Below are 22,466 nucleotides of genomic sequence, written 5' to 3'. Positions count from 1 at the left end.
CCGCCGATGTGGCGCGATTTCGAGCCCTTTAGTTTCAGGCTCGAAAGGAACACGCCATGTCCACCGACGCCCTCCAGTCCCTCTCGCAGTCCATCTCCACCGTCGTCGAGCGCATCGCTCCCTCCCTCGTCCGCGTCGAGGCCCGCCGTCGCCGGGGCGCCAGCGGCGTCGTCTGGGATGCCGACGGTCACATCCTCACCACCAGCCACGCCGTCGAGCACGAGGGCTCCATCCAGGTGGGCCTCGCGGACGGCCGCTCGGTGTCCGCCGAGCTCGTCGGCCGCGACCCGAGCACCGACCTCGCGCTCCTCAAGGCCGACGTCCGTGGACTTACCGCGCTCGCGCCCGCGCCGCTCGATGACGTGAAGGTGGGCAACATCGTGCTGGCCCTCGGCCGGCCGGGGCGTACGGCGCGGGCCACGTTGGGCATCGTCAGCGCGTTCGGCGGCGACTGGCGCACGCACGCGGGCGGGCAGGTGGACCGCTACCTGGAGACCGACGCGGACCTGCCTCCGGGCTTCTCCGGCGGCGCGCTGGTGGACGCGCAGGGCCGCTTCCTGGGCATCCCCACGGCGGCCTTCTCCCGCACCGCCGCGGTCGTCATCCCCGGCGGCACGCTGACGCGCGTGGCGAACTCGCTGCGTGAGCACGGCGGAATCCGCCGCGGCTACCTGGGCGTGGGCGCCTACCCGGTGCGCCTGCCGCGTGAAATCGAGGGCACGAAGTCGGGCCTCATCCTGCTCTCCGTGGATCCGGACGGGCCGGCGCAGAAGGCCGGGCTGCTGCTGGGCGACGTGCTGGTGAGCCTGGGCGGCCAGTCGCTGCACGGCGTGGAGGACCTGCTGGGCTACCTGGGCGACGAGAAGGTGGGCGCGTCCATCCAGGCGAAGGTGTTGCGCGCGGGCGAGCTGCGCGAGGTGCCCATCACCGTGGGCAAGCGTTCTTGAAAGGAGCCGGCGATGAAACTGTTGCAGCAGCTCTCGGATGACCTGGAAGGGCTCGTGGCCGGCGCGGCTCCTGCCGTGGTGGGCGTGGAGCACGCGCGCGGCCACGGCACCGGCCTGTTCCTCACGCCGGATGGCTACGTGCTCACCAACCGGCACGTGGTGATGCGCACGCCCAAGCGCCTCACCGTGCAGCTCCACAACGGCGAGGAGCGCCGGGCCACGCTGGTGGGCGCGGATGCGCCCACGGACCTCGCGGTGGTGCGCGCGGAAGGCGATGACTTCCCCACGCTGCCGCTCGCGGATCCGGAGACGGTGCGGGTGGGGCAGCTGGTGATGGCCATTGGCAATCCCTTCCGCCTGGAGCAGTCGGTGTCGCTGGGCGTGGTGAGCGCCATCAACCGCAGCATCACGTTGCCCGACGGCGTCATCCTGGAGGGGATGCTCCAGACGGACGCGGCCATCAACCCGGGCAACTCCGGCGGGCCGTTGCTCGACACGCGAGGGCGCGTGGTGGGGCTCAACACGTTGGTGTTGCCGTTCGCGCAGGGGATTGGTTTCGCGGTGAGCGCCACGACGGCGGCCTGGGTCGCGAGCCTGCTCATCCAGCGCGGCCGGGTGGACCGGAAGTTCCTGGGCATCGCCGCCACGGCGGTGAACCTGGAGCCCGCGCTCGCGAAGGACACCGGCCAGCCGCGAGCCGTGCGCGTGTTGAAGGTGCAGGAGGGCACGCCCGCGGACGACGCCGGCCTCCAGCCGGACGACCTGCTGCTCGGCATCAACAGCCGGCCGGTCAACAGCGTGGACGACCTGCAACGGCTGATGGCGCTCGCCGCCGGGGAAGAGGTGCACCTGGACGTGCTGCGCAAGGGCCGCCGCAAGGACGTCTCCGCCCGGGCCCGCCACCGCCGCGAACCGGTGGCGGCCTGAGCTCAACGGGGCAGCTCACGGCCACGTCAGCATCAAGCCCACCCCGTCCGGCGCGGGCACCAGGCGCGCCGTGAGCTGCCCGTTCAGCTTCGCGTTGAGGAACGTGAGCACGCCGTCGAACACCAACAGGAACGCGCCCTGCATGAGCACGCTCTTGCCCCAGCCCCTCAAGCGCTCCGAGTCCTTGCGCATTCCGCGCTCCCACAGGAACCCGCCGAAGGCGATGTAGCCCACGTCCAGGCCCGCGTTGAAGAGCAGCAGCTTCTCCATCCGCTGCCCTTCGGACAGGCTGCGCGCCAGGTCCCACGAGGCTGGATCAGCCGTCGCCTGTCCGTGATAGCCGAGCCCCGCGATGACCAGGTTCACCACGTTCCAGGCCGCGTTCGCCTGGAAGAAGGCCCGCGTCTCGCCCTCGCTCGCGAAGTGTCCGGCGACGCCCGTGCCGATGTTCAGCACCGCCCAGCCGAACAGGATGCCCATCGCGGTCTGGTTCACGCGCACTGCTTCCGCGTTGTGCTGCGCGAGCCACGCCTGTGCGTCCGGTGCGGGCGTCTCCTGCGCCACCCCAGGCATCGCGAAGAACAACAGCACCAGGACGCAGCAGGAACGCACGAGGCGGGCGGAGGCCATGGCGGCACTCTAAGCCCGCGGAGGCCTCGCCCGTCGTGCGTCAGCCAGCGCTACCGTTCGCCGTCATCGCTAAGCGGCGGCGCTTCCCTCGCGGGCTCCGTGCCCTTCTGCGCGCCGTAGCCGCCAATGCCTTTCTGGAGGATGCGGTCCTCGCCCACGTCCTCGTCCGTCACGTCGCCGCGTTCGGTGCCCGGGCGCTGGTGCCTGGCTTCACGCTCCAGTTCCTCCGCGCTGTGGGTATCCGTGCGCTCGGGCCCCTTCACCGGCGGCCCCTTGTTGCTGGCCATGGTCGCGTCTCCTGTCTGGATGTCCTGCCCTCCAGGACAAGGTCCGGCGCGTCCCCTCCCCCGACAAGGCCACTGCATGCGACAGACGGGGCGGCAGGGGTACGGCATGCCGTCATGGAGCGGGGTAGCATCGCCAGTCGCCTTGCTTCCCGGAGCCGCCCCGCCATGACCCACCCGGCCGACGCTGTCCCCTCCAGCTGTCCCTTCAGCGGCGCGGGAAAGCCATCCGCCGCTCGCGTGCCCGGCCCGGTCTACCGGAAGCCGTTCTGGAGAGCGCGTCTGCCCGAAGTGAGCCGGGAGATCGCCTCCCTGGATGCACGGCGCGACTGCCAGCGCATCGTGCACCTGCTGACCAACTACGAGTTCCCCTTCGACATCGTGCGGTCCACGGAGATTGCCCTCTTCCACACCTACGGCAGCCGCTCCGTCTCACGCCTCCTGGACCGCACGGGTGAGTTCAACAAGCGAGGCCAGAAGCGCTACGACGACACGCGGCTGCTCATCGCTCGGTTCATGGAGTGCGGCTGGGATGGAGCGGAGGGGCGCCGCTCGCTGGAGCAGATGAACCACATCCATTCCTTCTTCCGCATCCCGAACGAGGACTTCCTCTTCGTGCTGTGGACGTTCATCGACTTCCCCATCCAGTGGATGCTGGAGTTCGGCTGGCGTCCCTTCACCCAGCACGAGCAGGAGGCCTGGTTCCATTACTGGTGCGAAATCGGCCGCCGCATGGGACTGAAGGACCTCCCCGAGGACAAGCCCGCCTACGACGCCTTCATCCGCGACTACGAGGCGCGTGAGTTCGTCCCCAACGAGGCCAGCCACCGCGTGGCCCAGTCCACCGTGGACATCCTCGCCGGCTGGGTGCCGCGCCCGCTGCGTCCGCTGGTGGCCCCCATCAGCCTCAGCCTGGTGCCACCGCGTCTGCTACCGGCCATCCAGTTCGAATCCCCACCCGCCTGGGTGGGAGGCCTGGTCCGAGGCGCCCTCAAGCTGCGCAAGCGCGTCAAACGCCGCGTCTCGCTGGAGCGCTACCCGTCGACCCTGGAGACGACGCTCAACCGCACCTACCCCGGCAACACCTACCGCATCGAAGGCCTGGGCCCGGACTACGCCCACCGCGACGCGGAATGAAACCGGGTGAACCAGGCACAGAGGGCCGCCACGGCCTCATCCAGCGTCTGACGTGGCCCCCAGAACATCGGGGCGATTGCCTCGAAGGCGGCCTGGATGGCCGCGGTGCCTTCACCACCTGGGAGGAAGTGCCGCACGTCACCGGCAGGGGGCGCCAGAATCTGCTTCTGCCGGATCATCTCCTCGGCCAACGCACGAACGTCCGGGTAGTCAGGCAGAGGCGGTAGCGCATTCTCGGCGGCGATGATGCGTGCCGCGTCCTCGTAATGGCGAACGAAGGTGGCAGGCTCCAGCGGCTCCTTCTGGAGCCGGCGCTGGATGGCATCCACCTTCTCCAACAGCGTGACCATGGGATGAACACACCGCACGGCCCTGGGACGGTTGTCCTTGAAGTCCGCCAGCTGCTGCTGGACCTCAAGCTCTTCGTGGACGAATGACGCCATGTCGCGCCGGACGAAGGGCGTCACCCGCGCATTGCCAACCTCCAGGAGGACGAAGGGACGCAGGATTCCCACCATGCCGCCCAGGTGCTGTGCCGGATACAGGATGCGCACGCTCGCGGAGCGCCAGTACCGATCCGCTCCATCGACATCCAGCTCCGTCCGCGCCCCGGGAACCTGGATGCACTCGGCCAGGGCCTCGAAGTACGCCCGGCGGGCCTTCGTCGCTCCTGCTCCGGTGCGGCTCCAGTCCGTCACCCGGGGAAGAGCGATCGACCCTGCCTCCAGCTTGAGGTCCAGGTCTTCCGAGAACCGCTGGATGAGCGAAAAGCCCTTCGAAAGCGACGTGCCGCCCTTGAACCAGACCTCGAAGCCCGCGTCATGCAGGGCCCACAGCGTATGGGTGACCCAGTAGTCCTTCTCGGTGAGGCCAAGGGAGAGCCGCCGCGTGTCGGCGACGATTCGCAGCAGTTGATCGAATTCAGGGTCGTCGTGGATGAAGGTCATGCAGAGGCAGAGCGGATCGCTTCGTGGATCCACTCACGCGTGCTCTGCCTACCAAACCGGTCAGACATCTCCCCGAGCCGCCGGGCATCGAACGCGCGTCGCTTCAGTGCGCGCGTCAATGCACGCGACAACTGAGCGGGCACGACGCCGGCACTCCCGGCGTTCTCGAAGAGATCCACCACGAACCATTCCGGCGTCGGAGGTTGCGGGAAGGCAACCCGCCGCAGCTCGAAGGTCCTTCCCCCCAACTCGAAACGACCCGAGCGCTTCGTGTTGTAGACGAGCGCCGAAGCGAAGACCGCCGTGGCTCCCAACCCGAGCGCGTTCCATCGGTCCGGTCCGGTGAAGACGAACGGACCGCCCTCCAGGAACGCCTTCATGATGGCTTCATCGGACGGAGCCACCACGCCGAAGCGCCCCCGCTTCGGACAGGCGTAGAGCCCATGCGCCAGGGGAATCAGTACACCCTCGCCCACCAATCGCCGGGCCAGCCGAGGCGCATTCACGCCCCACGTGGCCAGCTCCTTCGTCCGATAGACGCGGCCCGGCTCCAGCACGGGATGGACGGCGGCAGGCATGGTGGTACGGAATTTCCCGAAGAAAAAGTACAACGTCAACTTCGAAAAAGCCCGCGTCCCTTCACAGGGACACGGGCCTTTGAACCTCACGACGGACAGTCGCTCAGCTCTTGTACTTCACGGAGCAGCCGTACGGCTCGGAGGTCGGGGTCGCCACCTGCTTGCCGTTGAGGAGCGCGTCCACCGCCGTCTGCACGTAGTTCACCTTGGTGGCTTCCTTGCCGCGCGGGTCGTTGTCGATGGCGCCCGCGTAGCGGACCACGCCCTCACCGTCGATGACGTACATGTGGGGCGTCGTCTTCGCCGCGTAGCTCTTGCCCACCGTGCCGTCCGTATCCAGCAGCACCGGCTGGCTGAAGCCCTCCTTCTTCTTCCAGTCCGCGGCGCTCTTCGCGTTGTGCGTGGAGGACGAGTCCACCGTCAGCCACACCACCTTCTTCGCGTCGAAGCCCTTCTGCGTGTTCTGCATCGTCTTGGCGTCGTAGTGCCGCTTCACGAACGGGCACTCCGGGTTCGTCCACTCGAGCACCACCACCTTGCCCTTGTACTCGGACAGCGAGTGGGCCTTGCCCGCCTCGTCCTTCAGCGTGAACGCCGGAGCGGGCTTGCCCACCTCCGCGGTGTCAGCAGCGAAGACGGGAGCGGACACGAACGCCGCGGTGAGAGCGAGAGCCTTGAAGACCTGCTTCATGACGGAACCTCCAATGAGTTGAACGCCGCGCAACGAACCGCCACTTCACTCCCGGCTCAAGGCCGGGCACACACCACCGAGCCACCCTTCAACGGTGACCCACACTCCGCCGCGCGCTGCACCGCCTGGATGACGCTGTCCGCGGTGAGCAGCTCGTTCAGCACCTCCGGCTTGTCCGGCGCACCCGGGCTCAGCACCAGGTACATGGGCACGCCCGCGCGGCCATGCTCCGCCAGCTTCGTGGTGATGCGCGCGTCCCGCCGCGTCCAGTCCGCCACGAAGAACGCCACGTTGTGCTTCAGGAACGCCTGCCGCACGTCGTCGCGCGACAGCACGGTGCGCTCGTTGAACTTGCACGTGAGGCACCAGTCCGCCGTGAAGTCCACGAACACCGGCTGACCCGCCGCCAGCGCCGCCGTCACCGCGGACTCGTCCCAAGGCTGCGCGCCACCGTGCGACGCCACCGCCGCGCCGCGCGTCTCCAGCGACGCCTGCGCCTCCTCGAAGCGCAGCGCCACCGCGCCCGCGCCCACCAGCACGAGCACCGCCAGCGCCACCGTCACGCCCCGGCGCCCGCCCTCCAGGCTCTGCGACTGGCCGTACAGCCACGTGACCAGCCCCACCGCGATGAGGAACGCGAGCAGCCGCGCCATGCCGTCCACGCCGGCCAGCCCGCCCATCACCCACACCAGCCACACCGTCGTGCCCAACAGCGCGAAGCCCAGGAACTGCTTGCCGCGCTCCATCCACATGCCCGGCTTGGGCAGCCGCTTCGCCAGCCCCGGCACCAGCACCAGCAGGCAGAAGGGCAGCGCCAGCCCCAACCCCAGCGCCATGAACACCGCCACCACCGTGGCCGGCCCCGCCGCGAACGCGAAGCCCACCGCCGTGCCCAACAGCGGCGCCGAACACGGCGTCGCCAGCACCACCGCGAGCACACCTTCTCCCGCGCTGCGCATCAGGCCGTGGCTCTGGTCCACCTTGCCCGCCAGCGCCGTGCCGTCCGCGCCCAGCGTGTAGACGCCGAAGAGGTTGAGCGCGAACGCCACCAGCACCGCGCTCACGCCCGCGACGAACAGCGGCTCCTGGAACTGGAAGCCCCAGCCCACGCTGGCTCCACCCGCGCGCACCGCCAGCACCGCGCCCGCGAGCAGCAGCATCGTCGCCAGGATGCCGCCCGCGTACGCCGCCGCGTGCGGCGCCACCTTGCCCTTCTCCTCCTGCACCATCCGCGTGAAGCCGTATGCCTTGAGCGCCAGCACCGGGAACACGCAGGGCATCAGGTTGAGCAGCGCGCCGCCCAGGAACGCGAACAGCAGCGCGACGCCCAGCCCCAGCGGTGTCTCGCCCGACGCCGCCGGCGCCGCCGCCACCACCGCGGGCTTCACCTTGCCCATCGCGTCCTTCACCGACGGGACCTTCAGGGGCGCCGGGCCCGCCACGGCACCGTCAGCAGCCACCATCGGCGCGAGCGCCGTGTCCACGTCCACCGCCGTGAAGCCCGTGGCCTTCGTGCCCAGGCGCAGCGCGCCCGTGAGCCGGGGCTCGCCCCTGGGCACCACCGACGACGCCTGGCCCTCCAGCGCGAACGTCCCCGGCGCCGTCTGCTTCAGCTTCACGGTGTCCACGCCCAGGATGCGGCCGGGCACGAAGAAGTCATCCTCCACGCCGCCCGCGAACGGCTTGCCGTCCGCCGCCGTCACCGTGAGCTTGCCGGTGAACGGCTTGCCCGCCGTCAGCGTCGTGCCGTCCAGCGCCAGGGCCACGCGCGGCGCGCCCTGCGCCCCCACCGGCGCCGGCACCTGGGCCTGCGCGGCGTCGAACTGCGGCGCGAACTCCGGGTCCGTCACCGTCTCCGGCCCCACCGGCAGCGTGCGCGTCAGCACCAGCTGCGCGGGGATGCAGTGCACCTTGCACGCGAGCGCGTCCACCGCCGCCGACACGTTCAGCGTGCCCGAGGCGTTCTCGGACACGCGCGCGGGCGCGAACAGCAGCACCTCGTCGTGGTAGCCGTGCGTGGTGATGAAGCCGTCCGGCGTGCGGAACGTGCTGGGGAAGGGCCAGCGCAAGTCGCCCACCGTGACGCCCGGCACATCCCACGACACGTCCGTGGCCAGGCCGGAGTCGCCCGGGTTCTTCCAGTAGACGTGCCACTCCGGGTCCATCTTGAGGCGCACGCCCACGCGGAAGTCGCCGCCCGCCTTCACCTGCGTGGCATCCAGGAGCAGCGCGCCCTCCAGGCGCGGGTCTCCCTCGTCCGGCGCGGTGCTGCCCACGGCGGTGGGCGGCAGCGCGGCCTGGGCCCACGTCGCCAACAGCAGCGCGCCCACCACGCCCAGCCCACCGAGCCGGCTTCCAGACCTCTTGCTCCACGGATGCGTCATGCGACTCCCGTTAATCCACCTGGAAACGCCGTGCTACCTGGGATGCGTCCCCGCGGGATGCACTCAACCTTCCGGGCAGCCGGGCATTCCGCATGCCCGCACGCCCGGCGTCAGGGACCACCCCGGGCCCCCGCGCCCTTCCCATACGCTCAAGGACTCCGGCCGGTTACGGCTCGGTGTTGCCCGTCTTCCAGGGCAGCAGCGCCGCGCCGTCCATCGTCCCCGCCGGCGCTCCGCCGTTCGCCGGAGCGGGCAGGGCCGGCCGCGGGGGCGGGCCCACATTCACCGCGGCCGGAAGCGCCGGCCCGATGCGGCTCATGGTGATGCGCGACACCTCCGACTGCGCCCTGCGCACGCCCAGGGCGGACGGCTGGGCCGCACGGCGCTCCACCGCGCGGCGCAGGTCCGACAGGCGGTCCACGTGCCGCTGCGCGGGGACCTCCGCGGAGCCCAGGCGGGCCAGCTTGTAGAGCCCCTTGTCCGCGCCCTCGAGCGCCCGCTCGGCCGCGTCCTGCTGACGGCGGGAGAGCGCCTTCCAGGCGGCGGCCTCGTAGGAGACCAGCTCCAGCTCCGCGGACACCGCGCGCACGAAGCGGCCCTCTTCGCTGTCCGGCAACAGGCGCGTCACCGGCACGGACACCCGCCGGGTGTCGCCGTGCTCCGTGTACGAAGTGCTGACGGTGAGGTTCCAGTCGCCCTTCTCCAGCGCGCCCGCGAAGAGGACGCGGCGCGGGAACGCGTGCGACACCGCCCCCAGCGCGGCGCTCATCGCGTCACCCTCCACGCGGGACGGGTAGCGGTGACGGCAGCGCAGGTCCGCGAAGCCCGTGGGCAGCACGTACACGCGCGCGTCCGCCACCACCTCGCCGAACAGCTCCGCGCCCAGCGCGCCCACCGCCAGCGGCAGGCCCTCCGCGTCGTCCACGTGCGTGAAGCCCGTGCCGGACGGGCCGGTGAGGGCCTCCAGAATCTCCGGCAGGTAGTGCTTGCCCAGCCCCAGCGCGTGCAGCGCCACGCCGGAGTCATGCACCCGCTGGCCCAGCACCTTGAACTCGCCCAGCGCGGTGGGCCCCACGGAGGGCTCGCCGTCCGTGAGCATGAGCAGCTGCGGCCGGGCGCCCGGCACCAGCACGCGCCGCACGGCCTCCGCGCCGTTCTCCACGGCCTCGTGCAGCGCGGTGCCTTCACCGGAGTCCAGGCGGGACAGCGTCTTCAGGAAGGCCGACTTCGCGCCCGACTCCATGGCGCGCACGGGCAGCACCTGCTCCGCGTCCGCGTCGAACGTGAGCAGCCCCACGTAGTCCTTGGGCCCCGCCCGCTCCACCAGCGCGCGCGCCGCCTCCACCGCCGCCGCCAGCGGCGCGCCCCGCATGGACGCGCTGCGGTCGATGACCAGGTTCACCGCCACCGGGGCCCGAGGCGTCTCCGCTTCGGCCTCCAGGGTCACCAGCAGCAGCACTTCGCGGCCGCCCTCCGCGTCGCGCTCCACTGCCCAGGCCGTCTGCTTCATCCGCACTCCCGCATGGTGGGTGGGCCCCATCCTGCCCTTCGCGATTGCCGTCGCGACGACCTCCTGGCCCCGGACGCCCCTGCACGGGCCCGCGTCCGCCCGGAAATCCTGTCGCTTGTTCCCGGAGGATGTCGGGTTTCCGGTCGTGAAAGCAACGTGTCCGGCCCGACCAATCCCTGGTCTCCCGAGCCTCGCCCGGCACCGGCGATCACCCACCCGGCGCGCCTCGGGACGCCCTGCGTCACCTACAGACACGCGGATTCCGGCAGCTTCGTTCAGCGCTTTACGGATTTACTTTTTGACGGTCCGGCACCGGTCATTCCGGGGACCGCTGCGCGGGGCTCGACCCGGCCTTGGGCGGGGAGCGTCACGGCGTCCAGCGCACTGCATCAGCCTCCGGGAGTGTCAGCTCCCAAACCTGTCCGACAGTCCGACAGGTTCGACAACGAAGGCCCCCGCGCAGGCCACGGGCCGCGGGGGCAGGGCGTCACTCCGCCACGTGCCAGCCGCCCCAGGCCTCTTCATCCAGATGGCCCCAGCGCCGGTCATCCGTGGGGTCCAGCGGAACCGAACGGCCGTGTTCACCCGTCGCGGACAGCTCCAGGTCTTCCAACCCCTCGTCCAGGTACGTGCTCTCGTCGTGGCTCATGTCCGGCTCCTCGGCGCTCCATTCACGGGGTGTACGGCCTGTGACGGCTCGCGTCCCCTTGGACGCCCTGCGTCGGTCACCGGGCCCGCCCCATGCGGGTCCCTTTACAAGCGCTTCTTGACCGATTTACGAGCATGTTGGGAGCCCGGCCCTGTTTTGTAAAGCCCTCGGGACAGCAAAGTTCTGCGATCGTCCGGCGAATCACGCCCGGCCGCCTGCCTTCCGGCACGCCAGGCGTGGGCGTTTCGCGCACGGCAGGTCCGGGGCGGAGGGTGGGTAGGCACCACCCTGGAGGGCGGTCTGGAAGCGGTGGAGGGAACGCTGCGGGACACGGCCCCCGCACGGTGCTTGATTCGCGAATCACCCCTGCTAGGGTTGACAATCACTCCAGAATTGCCGCGTCGCAGCAACCGGCGTTGCCACCGTGCGGCCCCAGAGGGTCCCGAGGTTCCATGAACCCCATCATCACCGGCCTGCTGCTGGCAGGCGCAGTCTCGATCTTCGCCATCACGATGTCCGGCCGCGTGGGCGTGCTGCTCGCGATGAAGAAGGAGAACCGGCTGGACCACATCCCCTACCGCGTGGCGCAGCTGGTGCGCTTCGGGTTGGGCCAGAAGCGCATGGTGGATCCGGAGGAGTTCACGCCGGGCCTGTTCCACATCTTCATCTACGCGGCGTTCATGGTGCTGGCGGTGCGCACCATCATGCTGTTCGTGATGGGCTTTTCGTCCACCGCGCTGGACGTGCTCACCGACCTCTCCCACCCGGCGTGGGACGTGGCGCCGCCGCTCTTGGGCCTCTACAAGGTCTACCTGCTGGTGAAGGACATCGTCGCGGCGCTGGCGCTCGCGGGCGTGGCCTACTTCGTGTGGACGCGCTGGAAGGTGAAGCCGGACCGCATGTCCCAGTCCTGGGAGGCCTACCTCATCCTGGGCTTCATCGCGGGCCTGATGATCACCGAGTTCATGTTCGGCGGCAGCCACATGGTGGCCGCGCACGCCGCCGCGCAGCAGGTGCCGGTGGGCGCCACGCAGGTGCCCGCGGCGCCGGCCGCGATGGTGTGGTGGGAGCCCATCACCAGCCTGACGGGCCTCTTGATGATGCCCCTGGGCGTGACGGCGTCACACGTGCTGGGCGTGGCGGGCTTCTTCATCCACCTGACCATCATCCTGGCGTTCCTGAACTTCCTGCCGCTGGGCAAGCACTTCCACATCATCACGGGCCTGCCCAACGTCTTCTTCCAGCGCACGCACTCCACCGGCAAGCTGTCCACGCCCAACCTGGAGAAGGAGGAGTTCGGCGCCGCCACGGTGAAGGACCTCACCTGGAAGAACGGCCTGGACCTGTACTCCTGTACGGAGTGTGGCCGGTGCCAGACGCACTGTCCCACGTACATCACGGGCAAGCCGCTCACGCACAAGGCCGTGAACCAGGACCTGAAGCACTGGCTCTGGGACAACGAGCGCTGGGTGGAGGAGGGCTACGGCCCCAACGGCGTGAAGGAGCCCCTGCCTGAGATTGTCGGCAGCGCGCTGAAGGCGGAGACGGTGTGGGCGTGCACGAGCTGCGGCTGGTGCGAGCAGGCCTGCCCGGTGTTCATCGAGAACGTCCCGCGCCTCATCGACATGCGCCGCTACCAGGTGCAGGTGAAGGCGGAGTTCCCGCCGGAAATCCAGCGCGTGTTCGAGGGCATGGAGCGCCAGGGCAACCCCTGGGGCCTGGGCCAGGACCGGCGCGACGAGTGGGCGGAGGACCTGGCGCTGCCCACCTGGGGCGACGGCGGCGAGTACGAGTACCTGTTCTTCGTGGGCTGCGCGGGCAGCTACGACGACAAGCAGAAGAAGGTGAGCCGCGCGCTGGTCAAAATCATGCGCGAGGCGGGCGTGTCCTTCGCGACGCTGTCCAAGCAGGAGATGTGCAACGGCGACTCCGCGCGCCGCATGGGCAACGAGTACCTGTACCAGACGCTGGCCAAGACGAACGTCGAGTCCTGGAACGCGATGGGCGTGAAGGCGGTCATCACGCAGTGCCCGCACTGCTTCAACACCATCAAGAACGAGTACCCGGAGTTCGGCGGCGAGTACCGCGTCATCAACCACACGCAGCTCATCAACGAGCTGCTCAAGGACAAGCGCATCAAGCTGTCCTCGGTGATGAACGCCGGAACGAAGCTGACCTACCACGACCCCTGCTACCTGGGCCGTCACAACGGCGTGTACGACGCGCCCCGTGAAGTGCTCAAGAGCATCCCGGGCCTGGAAGTGGTGGAGATGCAGCGCAGCCAGCGCGAGGGCTTCTGCTGCGGCGCCGGTGGCGGCCGGATGTGGATGGAGGAGCACATTGGCACGCGCATCAACCACAACCGCATGAACGAGGCGGCCCTCACGCTCAAGCACGCGGAGGACCCCAACACGCCCTACCCCGACGCCGCGGACAAGAAGAAGCCGGGCATGGTGGGCGACTACAAGGAGCCGGGCGGCAAGGGCATCGTCGCGGTGGCCTGCCCGTTCTGCTCCACGATGCTCAACGACGCGAAGAACGACACCGGCCGTGAGCAGATTCAAATCAAGGACATCACCGAGCTGGTCGCGGACTCGATGGAGACGACCAACAAGGGCGGCACCGTGAGCCCCAGCCCCGTGGTGAGCGCCAAGCCGGAGTAGCGCAGGTCCGGCTCCAGATGTGACGAGGGCCCGGTGGCTCCCCGAAATGGGAGCGGCCGGGCCCTTCGCCTTTTCGAAGGCTGGGAGACTACTTGCGGCCCTTGGGCGCGTTGCCCTCCGAGCGCAGCACGCGCTCCAGGCGCTTGGTGGCGCCGGCGTCACCCAGCTTGCCCGCGACGTAGGCGCCCGCGGAGGCGAGCTTGCGGCGGAAGTCGTCGGGCGAGACCTCGGAAGCGCGCGAGGGACGCGCGGGGATCTCGTCGATGCCCTGGTTCTTGAGCAGCGTGCGCGCCATGTCCTTCTCGTCCGCGGTGGCGTGCGGGGACAAGAGCGCGCAGACCCGGAGGTGGCCGTACGCGGCGGCGGCGACGAAGGGCGTCTCGCCCACGGAGTCCGGCAGCGTGGGGTCCGCGCCGGCCTCCAGGAGCACCTGCACCAGGTCGTCCTGGCCCGAGCGCGCGGCCATCATCAGCGGTGTACGGCCCTCGTCGTCGAAGGGGTTGGGGTCCGCGCCCGCGTCGAGCTGGGCGCTCAGGGCGGCGCGGTCACCCGCGGCGACGGCATCGAACAGGGACACGGTGCGTACCTCCGGACAGGACGCGCGGGAGCATGGCGGTTCGGCGGACGCGGCGCCAGGGAGGGGCCCACGCGCTGGCTCTACGGCGGAGAAGGGAGGGCATTGCCGTTTCGCGCCGCCGGGTGCCCACTTAAAAGACGGGCAGGAGGCACGGCGTGGCTCTCTTCGCGGCGCGGGTCCTGGGTGCGACGTTCGTGGTGCTGGGCGCGTCCATGCTGGTGTTGACCTGGGGATCGTACCGGCGGGACCTGGGCATCCTGCGCGAGGGGCTTCACGCGGAAGGGACGGTGGTGAAGAAGGAGTTCCTCGCGGCCTCGGATGACAGCGACTACATCCTCGTCTACGCCTTCACGCCCCAGGGCGGTGAGCGCCAGGAGCACCGGCGGAACATCTCCTCGGAGCTGTGGAAGCGGCTGCGCCCCGGGGACCGCATCCAGGTGCAGTATGGACAGAGCGACCCGCGCCGCAGCTTCCCGGAGGGCCACGGGGTGATGTCGCTGGGACTCGCCCTGTTCCTCAGCGTCGTGGAGGTGTTCCTCACCCTCATCGGAGGGGTGGCCCTGTTGGCGAGGGCCGAGCCAGACACGACCCAGGTTGCCTCCACCTCCCTCCCTCCCCCATCCTGAAGGATTCATGACCTCCATCTTCGGGTTCCTGTTCTGGGCCATCCTCCCGGGGGCCTGCCTGTTCACCATGGTGGGGGTGCTGCGCCAGCACCGGCTCACCCAGGAGCTGCGAGCGCGGGGACTGCGCGCTCCGGGCGAGGTCGTCAACCTGCGCACGGACTTCCTGTCGAACTCCGTGATCATGGAGTACGCCTTCCATCTGCCGGACGGTTCGGAGCACCACGAGGCGCTCCGCCTGAGCAGGCGCCCCCTGCGCTCGTATCCCTCGGTGGGGGACCCGCTCGAAGTCATCTACCTCCCGGACGACCCCCGCCAGCATCAACGCGTAGGGGCGGAAGTCGGGCTGCTCACGCTCGTGGCCACGATGGTCGTCCTGGTGCTCGTCATGGTCGTGGGCGGGTACATCATGTACCAGCTGATGATGCCCCACCCCATGGGCGAGTGGAGCCCGTAGCCCGGTTGCCTCCACCTCCCTCCCCCCGTCATCCTGAGCGCTGCCATGCCCTTGAACGCAATCGTGGTCGGGGTGTTCCTCGTGGGTTCCGTCCTGGTGGTGCTGGTGCGGCTGCTGCTCCAGCATCAGCTCACCCTGGAGCTGCGGGAGCGGGGGCTGCACGCCCGGGGCGAGGTGGTCAGCGTCCGCACGAGCTGGATGAACGGGAGGCAGCGCATCGTGGAGTACGTCTTCTACCTGGAGGACGGCGCGGAGGTCCGTGGCAAGTACTCCGAGAATTCGTCCTCGCTCTTCTCCTCCGCGCCTTCCGAGGGGGACCCGCTGGAGGTCCACTACCTGCCGGACAACCCGTACCGTCACCAGCGCGTGGGGACGGAGGTCGGGCTGCTGGGCGCCGCGACCGGGGTGATTGGCATGGCGGTGCTCCTGGTGCTGCTCGTCCTCATGCTGATGAGCGCGCCCAGGAAGAAGGCTCCGGCGCCGCGCGGGCCCACGCCCGCGGGCACGCTGCGGAACTACGACGAGACGCCCTCGCGCACGCGGCCACATCCCTCCGGGGAGAAGCGGCAGCTCGGCGCCTATTAGTTGGGCCCGTAGAAGGGCTCGTTCGCGGCGGGCACCGCGAGCGTCACGGAGCTGGCCGTGGAGGACACCGGGGCGCGGTAGATGCTGGGGTCACCGCCGGAGTCGTTGAAGAGGAAGCCCAGCTCCGTGCTGCTCGTCCAGCTGGGGAAGCTCTCCTCCACGGTGCTCGCCGTGTAGTCCGTCAGCCGCCGCAGGGCGCCGCTGAGGCCGTTGGTCGTCACGTTGCCCACGAAGATGCGCGTGCTGCCATTGGACTGCCGCCCGTCCAGCGCCACCTGCCGCCCATCCGGGGACACCACCGCGCGGTTCGCGATGGCCAGCACGTCACCGCCCATGAACACGAACTGCGTGACACCTCCGCCCAGCGGCACGAACGCGAGCTGGTTGTAGAAGGAGGCATTGTTGCCCGCGGGCGCCACCACCGTGTTGCCAGAGGGGAAGAAGGACGGCGACCCGAAGGCGATGCCCGCGTTGGGCGTCAGCTCCACGAAGCCGCTGCCATCCACCCCGATGCGCGCCAGCGAGCTCAGCGCCCCCGACGTCCGCTCGAACGCGAAGACGATGAAGCGGCCGTCCGGGCTGAACGTGGGCCCGCGGAAGCCGGTGCAGCTGCCGCAGGCCGCGTCGTTGGTGCTCAGCAGCGTGGCCACCGGCCCGCCCGTGGTGGGCACCGTCTGGAGCGAGTACGTGTTGCCCGAGCGCTGCACGAACACGATGCTGTTGCCGTTCTTGGAGATGGACGGCGTGTACGCGCCGCCGGCCGTCGTCAGCCGCTGCGGGCTGTTGGGGTCACCGTCGTCGTCCACCACGTAGATGTTCCGGTCGCCGCGCACGAAGGCGAAGCCCCGGTCGAAGAGGACGTCACCCGTGGTGCCGCCACCGCCAAAGTCCGTGGGCTCGCACGCACCCAACAACCCCACCGCCACCACTCCGCCGAGCCATCGCCGCATGCCCATCATCGCTGTGTCTCCCGCCGTGCCGGCCCTGTCACACGCGCTTCGCGCCCGAACACTACAGGGCGCGCCGGACAGGACGTCAACGCACACGGAGGCATTCACGCGCGCCCGTGTCCGGGAGCGCGCAAGGGCCTTTCAGCGGTTGAGGCGGTTCAGTTCGTTGCGGCAGACGTTGCAGGGGCCCAGCGACTTGCGGTCGATGTCCTGCGGGAACTGCGGGAAGAACATCACGCAGCGCGAGTCCTCGCAGTACGACAGGCCGATGAGGTGCCCGGCCTGGTGCACCGCCTCCACCTGCACGCGGCGACGGAGCGTTTCGCCCTCCGCACCCTGGCGCAGCCGGAACAGGCTCATCACCGCGACCTTGGACTCCCGGTCCGCCTGCCCGAAGACGAAGGGCGAGTCCGGTTCGAAGAGGTCCGCGTCCGTCACGCCCATCACCAGTTCCTGCGGCGACTCATCCAGCACCGTGCCCAGCCGGCGCATGATGGCGTTGCAGTGATACTGGCCGCGGTCCTTGTTGAAGGCGTAGGCCGGCGACGACAGCGCCATCCGGCTCACGACCGAGCTGACGCCCAGATGGGTCACCAGCGGATCCTGCAAGGCGTTCACGAGCGCGGACGGTGGACTGCCCACGGTGACCAGCAGGAGCGTCTTCTGCGGCATCAGCCCACCGCCTTTGCTTCCGGACGGACGACGTTACCGCGTCCCCCCGGAGCGGAGTGGCTGGGGCGCAAGGATTCGAACCTTGATAATCAGAGTCAAAGTCTGACGTCCTGCCATTAGACGACGCCCCAGCAGGTTCGCACGCGTACTCGTGGGCCAATACTACGGCACTTTGACGGGCGCGGGAACCCACTCTGACACTGGACCCTTCCATCCATGGCGTGCGGGGGTGGATCACTCCCCCCGGACGCCACTCGGGAGGCTGCTGGGGGGCCGGGCTGTCATCCACCCGACAGGTGCGGCCCCTTCAGCCCTTCAGTACGGCCAGGGGCGTGAGCCGGACGCGGGGCGTCACGAGGTCCGCCTCGTCCTCCAGCACCTCGGTGAGGTCCCGGTAGGCGGCGGGGGCCTCCTCCACCAGGGCGTGCGTCCGGCCCGGGTCGAACACCACGCGGCGCAGGGCGTGGACCAGGGCGTCCGGGCGGATGCGGGCGCGGGCCTCCGTGCGGGTGAGCACGCGGCCCGCGCCGTGCGAGCAGGAGCGGAAGGCGCGGGGCTCCCCCCGCCCTTCGACGACGTAGGAGGCCGTGCCCATGGAGCCGGGGATGAGCCCCCGGGCTCCGGCATCCAGCCCCACCGCGCCCTTGCGGTGGACCCAGAGCGCGCGGCCGAAGTGCGCTTCGGAGGCGACGTGGTTGTGGTGCACGTCCACGGTGCGGTCCGGATCCGGGGCCACGCCCAGCACGTCCGCCAGCACCGCCAGGGCCCGGACGGCGAGCTGGTCGCGGTTCGCACGGGCGAAGCGGCACGCCAGGTCCAGGTCATTCACGCAGGCCCGGCCCGCTTCAGTGCCGGTGTCGAGCGCGGGCGGCGTGCCCTGTCCGAGCGCCTGGGCCACGCGCTGGTGGTGTTCCCCCACGGCGCCCCCCACGCCCCGCGAGCCGGAGTGGATGAGCAGCCACAGGTCCCCTGCCCCGTCGCGGTCCAGCTCCAGGAAGTGGTTGCCCCCGCCGAGCGTGCCCAGGTGACGCGGCGCCAGCCGTTCCCAGGCATGCGCGAGCTTCTGGGTGGACAGCGGTGGCGCTTCGAGCCCCGGCGGCAGGGGCAGGCCCCGGCCCCGGTGCACCGCGTCTCCCACCGGGATGACCCGGGCGAGCTGGGACAGGAGCCGCTCCAGGTCCGCGCGCGAGAGCGAAGCGGCGGGAAAGGCGAAGCGGTGCGCGCTCACGCCGCAGCCCAGGTCGTTGCCCAGCGCGCCGGGGACGACGTGGGCTTGCGTGGCGAAGACGGTGCCCACCGCCACGCCCGACGCGAGGTGCACGTCCGGCATCACCGCCACGTGCTCCGTGACGTAGGGCTGCGCGGCGAGCCGCTGGAGCTGCTTCAGGGCCGCGGGGGGCACCGTGCGTGCCCACGCGAGGAGTGGCACCGCGCCCGGTGGGACTTCGAGGACGCGGGGCATCATGCGTCACCCCCGTCCTCTGCTTCGGTGCGTGGGGCGGTGCCCACGAGGACGAAGCGCAGGTGCGGGGTGCGCTTGAGGTTCAGGTGCTGCGCGAGCCGCGAGCGCAGGAAGCCCTCCGCTCGGGCGAGGGCCTCCTTCACGGCTGCGGGGTCCGCGTCGTGCGGCAGCGAGTAGCCGATGCGCACGGTGCGGCCTTCGGGGGACAGCTCGCACGACGTCAGCGTGATGTCTTCGAGCCTGGGGTCGGACAGCTCGCTCCGGAAGAGCAGCGAGACGTCCTCGGAGAGGGTGGACTGGACGCGCAGGTGACGCGCGGACGGAGCTTCGGCATGGAACAGCGAGGAGCCCGAGCGCCGGCTGGACGCGCGGGTACGGCGATGCTTGGAAGAGGACATGAACGAAGACGGATTCCTGCGGGCCGTGCCGGAGCACGGCCGGGGTGTGCACGCGAACGACACCGCGCGGACACGCCGTCTGGACCTCACGGCAATGGCGTCCTCCACGGCCGCGACAGCGCTCGGACGGCGCTGCCTTCGGACGGGCGCTGGACGCCGCCGGTGACGCTAGAAGCGCGACCCCGCGGAGCGGACCGAGACCACCTTGGCGACACGTCCCATGGCACACCTCCCGCCGCGCAAGCCGATGCGCGGACCGTCCACGGACGCGGGGAGACACGCGCATCCGTCCGTGCCCTGACGCGGGGGCATTCCAGGTCCTGACACAAGGCGGTGCTGTCCTCTGGTGACCAGCCGTTCCATCCACCATCCGACGCGCGGCGCCAGTCGGATTGGCGGGACGGCCGACCCCGGGCAAGCAGGGGCCAGGAGGCGTCATGGCCGAGACTTTCGACGTGGTGGTGATTGGAGCGGGTCCCGCGGGGGAGAACGCGGGCGCGCGCGCGGCGGCGGGAGGGTTGAAGGTCGCGCTGGTGGAGCACGAGCTCCTGGGCGGCGAGTGCTCCTACTGGGCCTGCATGCCCAGCAAGGCGCTCTTGCATCCCGGCGAGACGCTGTGGCTCGCGAAGCACACGCCCGGCGTGCGCGAGCTCATCCAGGGCCCGCTCAAGGCGGACGCCGTGCTCAAGCACCGCGACCAGATGGTGTCCGGCTACGACGACAGGTCCCAGGTGAAGTGGGCGGAGGGCGCGAAGCTCACCGTCATGCGCGGCCACGGCCGGCTCACCGGCCCTCGCAAGGTGGCCGTCACGGGCAAGGACGGCAAGGTGCGCGAGCTGGAGGTGAAGCAGGCCGTCGTCGTCGCCACGGGCAGCAAGCCGCGCCTGCCGGACATCCCGGGCCTGAAGGACTCCAAGCCCTGGGACAACCGCGAGGGCACCGGCGCCAAGACCGTGCCGGGCCGGCTGGTGGTGTTGGGCGGCGGCGTGGAGGCCGTGGAGCTGGCGCAGGCGTGGCGCGAGCTGGGCTCGGAGGTGACGCTGGTGCAGCGCGGGCCCCGCGTGCTCAAGCGCTTCGAGCCCTTCGTGGGCGAGCAGGTGGCCGAGGCGCTGCGCGACTCCGGCGTGCGCGTGTTGCTGGAGACGCAGGCCACCAAGGTGCAGCGCTCCGGCGAAAAGGGCGAGTACACCATCACGCTGACCGGCGGGGACACGCTGCGCGCGGACGCGCTGCTCGTCGCCATGGGCCGCACCGCGCGCACGGACGACCTGGGCCTGGACACGGTGGGGCTCAAGCCCGGCGCGACCATCGAGGTGGATGATCAGCTCCGCGCCACGGGTGTGGACGGCGGCTGGCTGTACGCGTGCGGCGACGCGAACGGCCGCAACCTGCTCACGCACATGGGCAAGTACCAGGCGCGGCTGTTGGGCGACGTCCTGCTGGGCAAGCCCGTGAAGGCGTGGGCGGACGCGAAGGCCACGCCGCAGGTCATCTTCACGCACCCGCAGGTGGGCAGCGTGGGCCTCACCGAGGACAAGGCGCGCAAGGCGGGCGTGCCGGTGAAGACCGTGCAGTACGAGTTGGGCAACGTGGCCGGCGCGTCCGTCATGGGCAAGGACCTGAAGGGCACGGCGAAGCTGGTGGTGGACGAGCAGCGCCGGGTCATCGTGGGCGCCACGTTCACCGGGCCGGGCGTGGGCGAGATGCTCCACGCGGCCACCATCGCCGTCGCGGGCGAGGTGCCGCTGGACACGCTCTGGCACGCGGTGCCGTCGTATCCCACCGTGAGCGAGGTGTGGCTGCGGCTCCTGGAAGCCTACGGGCTGTGATTGCGGCGGGGCGCTCCCGCGTGGAATGGTGCGCGCCCCACCGTGTCCCCGCCCGTGAATGAGCACCGCTGAGCCCGCCCGCCACCGCGCGTCCCTGAAGGTGGAGTGGGCGCTGTTGCTGGTGCTCGCCGTGGCGGCCGTGGCGGTGGGGCAGCATCCCCGGCGCGGCGCGGACTTCCGCGTCTACCTCACCGCCGCCGAGCGCTTCCGCGAGGGCACGGACCTCTACCGCGCCGAGGACGGCACCATGCCGTTCAAGTACGCGCCCGTCACCGCGCCCCTGTTCCTGCCCTTCACCGCCCTGCCGCCGCGCGCGGCCGTGGCGCTGTGGAACCTGGGCTCCGTGCTCGCGCTCGGCGCCGTGTCCGTGCTCACGCGCCGCGCGGTCCCCAGGGACGCGGAGGCCACACCGTGGCCGTGGGCTCCGGTGCTCGCCACCGCCGCGCTCCTGCCCGCGTTCTCCTTCGAGATCTTCTACGGCCAGGTGGACGCCGTGCTGCTGTGGCTGCTGGTGCTCGCGGCCGTGGGTGCCGAGCGGGGCCGCGCGTGGGGCCCTGGCGCGGCCTTCGCCGTGGCGTGCCTGCTCAAGCCTCCGGCCGCGCTCCTGGGACTGTTCTTCCTGGCGCGCCGGCACTGGCGCGTGGTGGGGACCACCGCCCTCTTTGGGGTCCTGCTGGTGCTGCCCACGCTGGGCCGCTACGGCTGGGCGGGCACGCTGTCACAGCTGCGTGACTGGACGGAGATCCTCGCGCGCACCACGCCGCCATGGGCGCTGGGCCACAACCCGCAGGGCCTGCCCACGCTGCTGCTGTCGCTGGTGCTGCCCGCGGAGTCGCTGCCTCCCGCTGGCTCGATGACCGGGGCGCAGGTCGTGGCGCTGGGGCTGTTCATCGGCGCGCTCGTGTGGGCACGGCCCGGTCCGGTGGAGCTGCTCGCGTTCTGCTGCCTGGGCGTCACGCTTCTGTCACCGTTGGCATGGCGCGCGAACTACCTGCTCGCGTGGCCGGTGATCCGCGCGGCGCTGGAGGGACGCTCACGGCTGGGACAGGTGTGCGTGGCCGCGGTGGCCCTCATTGGCATGGTCGTGTCCGACGCGGTGTTGGGCGCGGACCAGACCCGGCGCGTGTTGCTCTTCCGGCCGTTCGCGGTGGCGTACTCCGCCCTGCTGATCGCGCTGTTGTGGCAGACGCGGCGCCACGGAACGCCCACGGCGGTGATGTCCGACAAGACCGTGACTCACCTGCCGCGCGGATTTTTGAACGCTCGCGGTTCGTGACCCAATCGAAACAGGGCCGGGGGCAAAGTGTCACGGCGCCTGAACCTTCGTGACACACGGTGTCGCTATATGCGTCCCCGTCATGTTCGAAACGTTCGACAGCGCTTCCAGCGCCCCCGCCGCCCGGCGGTTCGCGCTCTCCACCACCGCGTCGGTCGCCGTCTTCGGACTCATCGCCGTGGCGGCGATGACCGCGGCCAACACGGTGAAGGAAGTCATCAAGGAGAAGAAGGTGGACGTCGTCTTCCGTCCCCCTCCGCCTCCGCCGCCTCCCGTCGTGGAGGTGAAGC

22 protein-coding genes, 1 tRNA gene and 1 pseudogene are annotated in these 22,466 nt (G+C 70.4%); 10 read left to right on the top strand and 14 right to left on the bottom strand.

Annotation, left to right across the window (positions count from 1 at the left end; all coding sequences use genetic code 11):
* Positions 1-56 precede the first annotated feature (56 nt).
* Together D7V80_RS02710 and D7V80_RS02705 are read left to right on the top strand one after the other, a co-directional pair.
* On the top strand, positions 57-947 hold the full coding sequence (locus tag D7V80_RS02710) for a S1C family serine protease (protein WP_120586654.1): 891 nt from the start codon (positions 57-59) through the stop codon (positions 945-947).
* Between the two features lie 12 nt (positions 948-959).
* A complete protein-coding gene (locus D7V80_RS02705; protein ID WP_120586653.1) occupies positions 960-1,874 on the top strand; it encodes a S1C family serine protease in 915 nt (304 codons plus the stop codon).
* A gap of 15 nt (positions 1,875-1,889) precedes the next feature.
* Here the strand turns inward: D7V80_RS02705 and D7V80_RS02700 are convergent, their stop codons facing one another.
* On the bottom strand, positions 1,890-2,504 hold the full coding sequence (locus tag D7V80_RS02700; protein WP_120586652.1) for a hypothetical protein: 615 nt from the start codon (positions 2,502-2,504) through the stop codon (positions 1,890-1,892).
* Positions 2,505-2,554: 50 nt separating this feature from the next.
* The gene (locus tag D7V80_RS02695) at positions 2,555-2,791 is read right to left on the bottom strand and encodes a hypothetical protein (RefSeq protein ID WP_120565340.1); all 237 of its coding nucleotides are present in this window, start codon (positions 2,789-2,791) and stop codon (positions 2,555-2,557) included.
* 165 nt (positions 2,792-2,956) lie between these two features.
* Between D7V80_RS02695 and D7V80_RS02690 the strand changes: the two genes are divergently transcribed.
* Positions 2,957-3,925, top strand: a complete 969-nt coding sequence (locus D7V80_RS02690; RefSeq protein ID WP_158616534.1) for an oxygenase MpaB family protein — start codon at positions 2,957-2,959, stop codon at positions 3,923-3,925.
* Here the strand turns inward: D7V80_RS02690 and D7V80_RS02685 are convergent.
* The 6 genes from D7V80_RS02685 to D7V80_RS41630 all read right to left on the bottom strand — a co-directional run bounded on the left by D7V80_RS02685 (position 3,901) and on the right by D7V80_RS41630 (position 10,684).
* Positions 3,901-4,905 (bottom strand): nucleotidyl transferase AbiEii/AbiGii toxin family protein, encoded by a 1,005-nt coding sequence (locus D7V80_RS02685; RefSeq protein WP_233585091.1) that lies wholly within the window; start codon positions 4,903-4,905, stop codon positions 3,901-3,903. The two genes, D7V80_RS02690 and D7V80_RS02685, sit on opposite strands and share 25 nt — an antisense overlap.
* A complete protein-coding gene (locus D7V80_RS02680; protein WP_233585090.1) occupies positions 4,869-5,483 on the bottom strand; it encodes a hypothetical protein in 615 nt (204 codons plus the stop codon). The genes D7V80_RS02685 and D7V80_RS02680 overlap by 37 nt, the downstream gene beginning before the upstream one ends.
* Positions 5,484-5,553: 70 nt before the next feature.
* On the bottom strand, positions 5,554-6,141 hold the full coding sequence (locus tag D7V80_RS02675; protein ID WP_120586649.1) for a redoxin domain-containing protein: 588 nt from the start codon (positions 6,139-6,141) through the stop codon (positions 5,554-5,556).
* 56 nt (positions 6,142-6,197) lie between these two features.
* Positions 6,198-8,525, bottom strand: a complete 2,328-nt coding sequence (locus D7V80_RS02670; protein ID WP_120586648.1) for a protein-disulfide reductase DsbD — start codon at positions 8,523-8,525, stop codon at positions 6,198-6,200.
* A gap of 166 nt (positions 8,526-8,691) precedes the next feature.
* Positions 8,692-10,035 carry a VWA domain-containing protein gene (locus tag D7V80_RS02665; RefSeq protein WP_120586647.1) on the bottom strand — a complete coding sequence of 448 codons (1,344 nt, stop codon included), beginning with the start codon at positions 10,033-10,035 and terminating at the stop codon, positions 8,692-8,694.
* A gap of 487 nt (positions 10,036-10,522) precedes the next feature.
* Positions 10,523-10,684 (bottom strand): hypothetical protein, encoded by a 162-nt coding sequence (locus D7V80_RS41630; RefSeq protein WP_014400534.1) that lies wholly within the window; start codon positions 10,682-10,684, stop codon positions 10,523-10,525.
* A 452-nt stretch (positions 10,685-11,136) separates the two neighbouring features.
* Here D7V80_RS41630 and D7V80_RS02660 point away from each other — a divergent pair, with 452 nt between their 5' ends.
* Entirely contained in the window at positions 11,137-13,347 is a 2,211-nt protein-coding gene (locus D7V80_RS02660) for a (Fe-S)-binding protein (protein ID WP_120586646.1), read from the top strand.
* 88 nt (positions 13,348-13,435) lie between these two features.
* On the opposite strand, the gene D7V80_RS02655 is transcribed toward D7V80_RS02660, so the two are convergent.
* Positions 13,436-13,924: an ankyrin repeat domain-containing protein gene (locus tag D7V80_RS02655; RefSeq protein WP_014400536.1), complete on the bottom strand. Its 489-nt coding sequence runs from the start codon at positions 13,922-13,924 to the stop codon at positions 13,436-13,438.
* Positions 13,925-14,079: 155 nt separating this feature from the next.
* On the opposite strand from D7V80_RS02655, the gene D7V80_RS02650 reads away from it, so the two are divergent.
* The 3 genes from D7V80_RS02650 to D7V80_RS02640 are packed head-to-tail and all read left to right on the top strand — an operon-like array spanning position 14,080 to position 15,589.
* A complete protein-coding gene (locus D7V80_RS02650) occupies positions 14,080-14,550 on the top strand; it encodes a DUF3592 domain-containing protein (RefSeq protein WP_120586645.1) in 471 nt (156 codons plus the stop codon).
* 7 nt (positions 14,551-14,557) lie between these two features.
* A complete protein-coding gene (locus tag D7V80_RS02645; protein ID WP_120586644.1) occupies positions 14,558-15,004 on the top strand; it encodes a DUF3592 domain-containing protein in 447 nt (148 codons plus the stop codon).
* 45 nt (positions 15,005-15,049) lie between these two features.
* Positions 15,050-15,589: a DUF3592 domain-containing protein gene (locus tag D7V80_RS02640; RefSeq protein WP_120586643.1), complete on the top strand. Its 540-nt coding sequence runs from the start codon at positions 15,050-15,052 to the stop codon at positions 15,587-15,589.
* Here D7V80_RS02640 and D7V80_RS02635 read toward each other — a convergent pair.
* From D7V80_RS02635 to D7V80_RS02615, 5 genes are all read right to left on the bottom strand, one after another.
* Positions 15,586-16,539, bottom strand: coding sequence for a TolB family protein (locus D7V80_RS02635; RefSeq protein ID WP_370452442.1), 954 nt, complete (start codon positions 16,537-16,539; stop codon positions 15,586-15,588). The two genes, D7V80_RS02640 and D7V80_RS02635, sit on opposite strands and share 4 nt — an antisense overlap.
* Before the next feature lie 141 nt (positions 16,540-16,680).
* Positions 16,681-17,211 carry a non-proteolytic archaemetzincin-like protein gene (locus D7V80_RS02630; RefSeq protein WP_120586641.1) on the bottom strand — a complete coding sequence of 177 codons (531 nt, stop codon included), beginning with the start codon at positions 17,209-17,211 and terminating at the stop codon, positions 16,681-16,683.
* Between the two features lie 57 nt (positions 17,212-17,268).
* Positions 17,269-17,342: transfer RNA gene (locus tag D7V80_RS02625), tRNA-Gln, on the bottom strand.
* Between the two features lie 176 nt (positions 17,343-17,518).
* Positions 17,519-18,676, bottom strand: coding sequence for an RtcB family protein (locus tag D7V80_RS02620; protein WP_120586640.1), 1,158 nt, complete (start codon positions 18,674-18,676; stop codon positions 17,519-17,521).
* Entirely contained in the window at positions 18,673-19,071 is a 399-nt protein-coding gene (locus D7V80_RS02615) for a ribosome-binding factor A (protein ID WP_120586639.1), read from the bottom strand. Before D7V80_RS02615 ends, D7V80_RS02620 begins: the two co-directional genes overlap by 4 nt.
* 437 nt (positions 19,072-19,508) lie before the next feature.
* On the opposite strand from D7V80_RS02615, the gene D7V80_RS02610 reads away from it, so the two are divergent.
* The 3 genes and pseudogenes from D7V80_RS02610 to D7V80_RS02600 all read left to right on the top strand — a co-directional run.
* On the top strand, positions 19,509-20,900 hold the full coding sequence (locus tag D7V80_RS02610) for an NAD(P)/FAD-dependent oxidoreductase (RefSeq protein WP_120586638.1): 1,392 nt from the start codon (positions 19,509-19,511) through the stop codon (positions 20,898-20,900).
* Between the two features lie 58 nt (positions 20,901-20,958).
* Positions 20,959-22,176, top strand: coding sequence for a glycosyltransferase family 87 protein (locus D7V80_RS02605; RefSeq protein ID WP_233585089.1), 1,218 nt, complete (start codon positions 20,959-20,961; stop codon positions 22,174-22,176).
* 82 nt (positions 22,177-22,258) lie between these two features.
* Positions 22,259-22,466 (top strand): annotated as a pseudogene (locus D7V80_RS02600) (energy transducer TonB); the annotation flags it as partial.

The organism is Corallococcus sp. CA054B, from assembly GCF_003611625.1.
In the GTDB taxonomy this organism is placed as follows: domain Bacteria; phylum Myxococcota; class Myxococcia; order Myxococcales; family Myxococcaceae; genus Corallococcus; species Corallococcus coralloides.
Note: the sequence above shows the minus strand (reverse complement) of the source record. Positions and strands in the feature narration are given on the sequence as shown.